At 44.3% G+C, this 7,986-nt stretch carries 5 protein-coding genes; 4 read left to right on the forward strand and 1 reads right to left on the reverse strand.

Translation table 11 applies throughout. The features are described from left to right. From ME3_RS05435 to ME3_RS05445, 3 genes are all read left to right on the forward strand, one after another. Positions 1-304 (forward strand): hypothetical protein (locus tag ME3_RS05435; RefSeq protein WP_007477821.1); only part of this gene is annotated, 304 nt, incomplete at its 5' end. Next, the gene (locus ME3_RS05440) at positions 273-1,232 is read left to right on the forward strand and encodes a right-handed parallel beta-helix repeat-containing protein (RefSeq protein ID WP_007477823.1); all 960 of its coding nucleotides are present in this window, start codon (positions 273-275) and stop codon (positions 1,230-1,232) included. The genes ME3_RS05435 and ME3_RS05440, both read left to right, overlap by 32 nt. Positions 1,233-1,396: 164 nt before the next feature. Next, positions 1,397-2,248 carry a hypothetical protein gene (locus ME3_RS05445; RefSeq protein WP_007477825.1) on the forward strand — a complete coding sequence of 284 codons (852 nt, stop codon included), beginning with the start codon at positions 1,397-1,399 and terminating at the stop codon, positions 2,246-2,248. Between the two features lie 273 nt (positions 2,249-2,521). Here the strand turns inward: ME3_RS05445 and ME3_RS05450 are convergent, their stop codons facing one another. Continuing rightward, positions 2,522-3,265: a creatininase family protein gene (locus tag ME3_RS05450; RefSeq protein WP_039952665.1), complete on the reverse strand. Its 744-nt coding sequence runs from the start codon at positions 3,263-3,265 to the stop codon at positions 2,522-2,524. A 1,661-nt stretch (positions 3,266-4,926) separates the two neighbouring features. On the opposite strand from ME3_RS05450, the gene ME3_RS05455 reads away from it, so the two are divergent. Then, positions 4,927-7,920, forward strand: coding sequence for a right-handed parallel beta-helix repeat-containing protein (locus tag ME3_RS05455; protein WP_007477830.1), 2,994 nt, complete (start codon positions 4,927-4,929; stop codon positions 7,918-7,920). Positions 7,921-7,986: the final 66 nt, after the last annotated feature.

Raw genomic sequence — 7,986 nt, forward strand, 5'->3', positions numbered from 1 at the left:
GGATGTGACGATTAAGGGAGAGGAAAGTGGGTATGTTGGGAGTATGGGGGTCTATGCAATGGGGGTGGGAGAGATGACGGTGGCGTTGGAGGATGTGAGGATTTCAAAGGTGGCAATGGGGGTAGTGATGGGGAAGGGTAAGAGTTTGACGATTAGTGGGAACTCGACGATTGATTTTAAGGGGGCACATGGGGTCTATATGGGGAGTGAGGTGACGAGTGCGAGTTTGAATGATGTGACGATTAAGGGAGATGGAAAGGGTAAGGGGGTCTATGTGTGGGGGGGGAAATGTGACGTTGGGTGATGTGGGGATTTCAAAGGTTGAGGAGGGAGTGTATGCGATGGGGGGGACATTGACGATGAATAAGGGGACGACGATTAGTTTTATGGGGGCACATGGGTATGGGGTCTATGTGGGGAGTGAGGTGACGAGGGCAAGTTTGAATGATGTGACGATTAAGGGAGATGGAAGTGGGATGGGGGTAGAGGTGTGGGGGGGTGAGGGGACGGTGAGGTTGGAGGAAGTGAAGATTTCAGAGGTTAAAATGGGGGTAGTGATGATGGGAGGTAAGAGTTTGACGTTGAATAAGGTGGAGATTTCAAAGGTTACAACGGGGGTAGCTATGATGGGGACGGGGAATTTGACGATTAGTGGGGGGGTGATTTCACAGCTGCAGACCGGGGTGAGTGTTGAAGGAAAGGGGAGTTTGACGATAGATGAGGGGACGAAGATTGAGTTTACGAATGGATATGGAGTAATGGTGGGGAGAGGGATGAGGGCGAGTTTGAAGGGGACGAAGATTACGGGAGAGGGAAGTGGGTATGGGGTGTATGTGGGGGGAGGGACGGTTTTGTTAGAAAAGGTGACGATTGAGGGAAAAGAAAAGAGTACAGGGCTGTATATGGCACAGGGAGCGGTATGGTTGAAAGAGACTACCTTGAGAAATGTGGCAAAGGGTTTGACTATCTCAAAAGGGGGTGTGTACATGGAGGGAGGGTTGATAGAGTTTGCAAGAGAGCATGGTATCAGTGTTTCAGGGGGACAGGCTTTGTTAACTCATGTTTCTATGAAGTATATGGGGGGTGATTCCGATGCTACTTTCTTGAAGGTTGAGGCAGATAGGGTTGTAGACGCACAGGGTAAGAGGGTTTTAAACACTGCAGATATTAAGGGGCTGGGCATTAAAATGGACGGACAGGCTAAAGCAAGGGGTGTTTATGGTTTTGTTTAGAGAGCGTCTAGTTTAGGTTTGATGTTTTTTTAAAGTCGAATGCTTTATGGTGGGTGTTTGATTTTGTTATCAAGGCGTTTGTGTTTGTTTTCATTTTGTTATTCATTTGTTTAAGGACATTTTGTCTCTTTTTGTCAGGGTGATTTAAAGAGAATGTGTGGGTTATGGTTATGCGTCGTGTGTTAAAACATCATGTTTGTTTGTGTGTTCTCTCGACAGCTGTTCTGGCTGGTCTTGTTCTTCTTACAGATCAAAATAAGGTTTATGCTGGGCTGAATTGTAATGGGGTTGCTAATTCTAGTGGTGATGGGATTAGGAGTGATAATAATAGTGGGCGGATCGAGTGTGATGGGAGGAGTAATGGGAAGGGGAGTGGTGGACAGCTGAGTGGTAAGAGAACTATAGATATGAGTGGGACGTGGACGAGGGGGACGTCGAATAGTGATGGGCCTGCTGTGAAGGTGCATGGGAGAGGGACGAATATTACGATAAGTAGTGAGCTGAAGATTACGGATAGTAGTAAGAGTAATACTTATCCGGCGATTATGGTGTATGATAGAGGGGGGCTGACGGTGAATAATGTCAATGCTACAGGGGTGTATAAGGGGATAGAGGTTAAGGGTAGTGGGTCTTCTGTTATTGTGGTTAAAGGATCGATTGGGGTTAGGACAGATGGAGGTGCTGTGATTGAGGTGAGTGGAGGGGGAGATGTGACGTTGAATAGGGGGGTGACGGTGGGGACGGTTAGTGCGAGTAAAGAGGTGATATTGATTAATAATGGGGGGAATGTGACGGTGATGGGTACGAGTTTTACGGGGGTACAGAAGGGGATAGTGTTTAAGGGGACGGAGAAGGCTAATGTAAGTGGGGGAGCAGAGGGGGCGACGATTAATTTAACAAGTGGGGGGACGGGGATTACGATGCAGGGATCGGGGGGTGCTAGTGCTACTGTAATGAGTATGACGATTCAGGGAAAGGGAAGTACGGGGGGCTATGGGGGGAGGAGCTTGTTTTAAAAATAGTTCCAATAATATAAGGGGTGTTTTATTAGAAAACTACGGGTGCCATATATGTTTTATGGTAAAGTATTATGGGTGTACAATATTAGAACTTCCAATGTTGTTTTGATGACTTTTTATAGGGTATCTATTTTAATGTTTTAGTAAGATAAAACAGCAAAAGTAATAAAATAGCTACTGCATAGAAACACTGATGCATTATTCTAGCAATTACAAAAACACCAGAGAATACTCTACCTTATGATATATTTTGTGTTTTTCTATACCTAATTATTGTAATGTACTTATTTTAAATTGATTGATATCATCAAGTAAACCACGAAGTCCACAAAGAACATGAGAAAAAATTGCTTCACCTGCTTTGGGTGTTGCTTTACTTGCATCTCCTGCTGCTCCTCGTGGGTTAAGATCACGCATTGTCCACCCAAAGGCATGAGGTCCATAGGCACGCAAATACTGATAATTAGCAATCATATCAGCTTGTTTGTTATAAAAATTTTCTGCCTGTTCCATCTGTACTTTTTCTGGGGCTAAATAGAGCATTAAGGAAGTTTCAATAAATCCTCCATGGATATCAAGGTGACGCTCAGATGGCTCTATTAAGCCTTCTGGTAAATCAAAACGATTCCAACTTGTTGCTACTGCGAGCATTGAAAATCGTTTTCGTAGTTCAGTAGTGACGATACTTATTAAAGGTGAATTGCCTCCGTGAGCATTTAGAAAAAGAACACGCTTGATACCTTTATGGTAGCATTTCTCACCAATATTAATCCAGCGTTCTATAGCATCAGAAAAGGTGAGTGTTTGTGTGCCAGGAACATCCATATGTTCTATAGAATAACCAATCTTTTCTACTGGTAATAGTTTAATGTGAAAGTGCCCTTTTATTTGTAAAATGAGTGCTTTTGCAAAAGCTTCAGCAATGATCCAATCAGTTTCAAAGGGAAGGTGATTTCCGTGATATTCATGAGCACCTAAAGGTAAAAGAGCGAGAGAAAATGTATCAGATATCATAAATTCATTATTAAATAAGTAAATTGCAAAATGCATCCAGTATGATGGAGTTATTTTTAAAAGATTTTAATTCATATGTACAAGAAAGGCAAATTGCTTACTCGATTTTGATCAAGGTATTATCGTGATATTAACTTGGCCACTATATCTGCCAATATGATGATCAATTAAGGTTAGCACAAAGTAAATTTGTAAGCAAATGAAAGTATAAAACGTCTTATTATTGATATTCCAGAAATTTACATTTTTACATCAAAAAAATATTGCAAAATTAATTCAAAAAACCAAATAGCTTTATTTAATTTTCCAAAAAAACTTATGATGGTTGCTCTCTGAGCAATTAAAAAAACAGAATGAAACGTTCCGTTTCTTCTTCTATGGTTTCGCAGTAGGAGAGGGGGCACAAGCACGAAAAAGAAGGAAGATCACTCATTCTTACAAATTCTTACAAACCGTTTGTAAAACAAGCTGGCGAAAAATGGGGATATAGTTTTAAAGTTGTTAGGTTGGCTTGTTGGGGGAAAGGGATTGTCCACTCACATTACCGTCAATTTGTGTAAGTAACTATATTTTCTTACAACTTCATTTCTCCTACATAGGTTGCTTTCTCGTTTAACAGAATCCACGGAGTTAGTTGGTATTTTATTTTTCGGAATGATAGATATTTGCATCAAATGGTGTTGATGGAATTTGAATGCAGAGTGAAAATAACCCAGAAAGAGTATTTCCCAATGCTTGCCATAAATATAATGGGTGTGTAAATGATTTTTTGAGTAGAGGCTAAGAGATCAAAAGCTTTATTTTCTTTCAAGTAATAAGCTAATGGTAAAAATATTGTTCCTCCATTCATTGTATAATATATTAATAGTCAGAATTTAGCAGTTTTTCATTAAAGTATCAACGTTGCAGGGAAATATACAAGATATTGAAGATCCATGAGTTTTTAAGAAATTTGGAAATTTGTGGAAGACTTTATGCCATTACGTTTGTGATATCGGTTAAGGTGATAATTTGTAATTATTTTGATAGAGAGCATAGTATTGTAGCCGGTGTTTTTTTGTATGCCAATAATAGAAGAATAGGCCATAGCCTTAAAACAGTTTTAATTGAAGTAGAAGTTTTTACAAAGCATATAAGGTTTATTGGCTAAGTTTTACACCAGTATCCACTGATCAACGAAGCTTATAGTTTATATCTATGAAGAAGCATGGAACTATGAAGAAGCGTAGGAGAAGGAAAAATACGTCAAGCTTTTGCAGAGTGTATGTGTGGTTGAGTAATTTCAGCACAGTCGAAGGTCTGTTTACAACGTTTGAAGAATGAAAGTTGATGTAGGTTAAGACAGTATGAAAGTCATTATGAAGCTTTATAGATGCGTGCGTATAACTGACTTATGCTTCCCCTCCAGTGTATGATAGTGACAGTATTTTTACTGAGTTTAGTGAGCTGTTATGGCTTAGGTTTGTTTGTTTTCCGATATGTGTTTATGGTTTTGTTTAGAGAGCGTCTAGTTTTGTTTTGATGTTTTTTTGTCGAAGGCTTTATGGTGGGTGTTTGATTTTGTAATCAAAGCGTTCGTGTGTGTTATCATTTTTTTATTCTTTTATTTAAGAACATTTTGTCTCTTTTTGTCAGGGTTATTTAAAGAGAGTGTATGGGTTATGGTTATGCGTCGTGTGTTAAGACATCATGTTTGTTTGTGTGTTCTCTCGACAGCTGTTCTGGCTAGTCTTGCTCTTCTTACAGATCAAAATAAGGTTTATGCTGGACTGAATTGTAAGGGGGTTGCTAATTCTAGTGGTAATGGGAGTAGTAGTGATAATGATAAGGGGCGGATCGAATGTGATGGGGGGAGTAATGGGAAGGGGAGTGGTGGACAGCTGAGTGGTAAGAGAACTATAGATATGAGTGGGAAGTGGGGGACGGGGGGGTCGAATAGGAATAGTGATGGGCCTGCTGTGAAGGTGTATGGGAGAGGGACGAATATTACGATAAGTAGTGAGCTGAAGATTACGGATAGTGGTAGTAATAGTCATCCGGCGATTCAGGTGGAAAATGGAGGGAAGCTGACGGTGAATAATGTGACGATGACAAATATGCAAACGGGGATAGTGGTGAGGGGGGGTGGGTCTTCTGTTACGGTGGTTAAAGGATCGGTTATGGTTATGCGTCGTGTGTTAACACATCATGTTTGTTTGTGTGTTCTCTCGACAGCTGTTCTGGCTAGTCTTGCTCTTCTTACAGATCAAAATAAGGTTTATGCTGGACTGAATTGTAAGGGGGTTGCTAATCCTAGTGGTAATGGGAGTAGTAGTGATAATAATAAGGGGCGGATCGAGTGTGATGGGAGTGGTAATGGGAAGGGGAAAGATGGACAGCTGAGTGGTATAAGAACTATAGATATGAGTGGGACGTGGGGGAGGGGGACGTCGAATAGTGGTGAGCCTGCTGTGAAGGTGCATGGGAGGGCAGATATTACGATAGTAAGTAGTGAGCTGAAGATTACGGATAATGGTCAGAGTAATAGTAATCCGGCGATTCAGGTGGAAAATGGAGGGAAGCTGACGGTGAATAATGTCACTGCTACAGAGGTGTATAAGGGGATAGTGGTTAAGGATAAAGGGTCTTCTGTTATTGTGAATCGGGGGACGATTGGAGTTAGGAAAAATGGGGGTGCTGTGATTGAGGTGAGTGGTGGGGGAGATGTGACATTGAATAGGGGGGTGAAGACGGTTAGTGGAGGGGGAAATAATACGGGGATAGAGGTGGGGCAGGGTGGGGGGAATGTGACGGTGATGGGTACGGATTTTAGTAAGGTCAAGACGGGGATAAAGTTTACGGGAACGGGGACGGCTAGTGTGATGGGGGGAGCAGGGGGGGCGACGATATTTAATTTAACAAGTGGGGGGACGGGGATTAAGATGGAGGGAGATGGGAGGGCTAATGCTACTGTGATGAATATGGCGTTTATGGGAAATAGGACGGCAACGGGGGCTGAGGTGACAAGTGGGACGTTGACGGTGAATACGGTGACGATGACAAATGTGCAAACGGGGATGAAGGTGACGGGGTCGGGGAGGGCTAATGTGATGGGGGAATCGACGATTGGGGTTCAAGCAGGTGGGACGGGGCTTAAGGTGGAGGGGACGGGGAGGGCTAATGTGGTGGGGGAATCGACGATTGAGGGAAAGAGGGTTGGTGTGGAGGTGTCGGGGAGTGGGATATTGAAGGTGAATGGGGGGGCTACGATTGAGGTTCAAGCAGGTGGGACGGGGCTTAAGGTGGAGGGGACGGGGAGGGCTAATGTGATGGGGGGAGAGATTAAGGGAAAGGGGGGTGTTGGGAGTGTAGGGGTGGATGTGAGTACTTCGGAGACGGTGACGTTGAGTGGAGGGGTGAAGGTTGAGGGGTTCGAGACGGGGATGAAGGTGACGAAGGGGACGTTGAAGGTAGATGGGGGGTCGGCGATTAATTTTAAGGGTGAGTATGGGGTGTATGTGGGGATAGATGTGACAAGTGCTGAGTTGACGGGGACGAAGATTGTGGGAGGGGGAAATGAGAAGAGTACGGGGGTCTATGCGATGGGGGGAAATGTGACGTTGGAGGGGGTGACGGTTTCAGGGGTTGAGAAGGGGGTAGTGATGATGGGGTCGGGGACGTTGACGGTGATGGGAGGGACGACGATTGATTTTAAGGGTGAGTATGGGGTGTATGTGGGGGAAAAGGTGACAAGTGCAAGTTTGAAGGGGACGAAAATTGTGGGAGGGGGAAGTGGTAAGGGCACGGGGGTAGTGATGGTGGGGACGGAAAAGATGACGATGAGGTTGGAGGGGGTGAAGATTGAGGGGTTCGAGACGGGGGTCTCTGCGAAGGGGGGAACGGTGACGATGAATGAAGTGAAGGTTGAAGGGGTTGAAATGGGAATAACGATGGTGGGGAAGGGAAGTTTGACGATTAGTGGGGAGTCGGCGATTAGTTTTAAGGGGGATGAGGGGGTTGGGGTGATTGTGGGGGGAGAGGTGACGGCTGAGTTGACGGGGTCGAAGATTGTGGGAGGGGGAAATGAGAAGAGTACGGGGGTCTATGCGATGGGGGTGGGAGAGATGAGGGTGGCGTTGGATAATGTGAGGATTTCAAAGGTTGGGAAAGGGGTGAGTGTTGAGGGGAAGGGGAGTTTGACGATTAGTGGGGGGGAGATTTCACAGGTGCAGACCGGGGTGAGTGTTGAGGGGAAGGGGAGTTTGACGATAGAGAAGGGGACGAGGATTGAGTTTACGAATGGATATGGGGTGATGGTGGGGAGAGGGATGAGTGCGAGTTTGAAGGGGACGGTGATTAGGGGAGAGGGAAGTGGGTATGGTGTGTATGTGGGGGGAGGGACGGTTTTGTTAGAAAAGGTGAGGATTGAAGGAAATGAGAAGAGTACAGGGCTGCGTGTGACCCAGGGAGCGGTATGGTTGAAAGAGACGACCTTAAGAAATGTGGCAAAGGGTTTGATTATCTCAGAAGGGGATGTGTACATGGAGGGAGGATCGGTGGAGTTTAAAGGAGAGCATGGTATTCTGCTCAAGCAGGGGCGTACTTTGTTAACTCATGTTTCTATGAAGTATACCGGTGATAGTCACAACGGTTTTGTTAGAAAAGGTGACGATTGAGGGAAAAGAAAAGAGTACAGGGCTGTATATGACCCAGGGAGCGGTATGGTTGAAAGAGACGACCTT

The sequence above is a fragment of the Bartonella melophagi K-2C genome, assembly GCF_000278255.1.
GTDB lineage: Bacteria > Pseudomonadota > Alphaproteobacteria > Rhizobiales > Rhizobiaceae > Bartonella > Bartonella melophagi.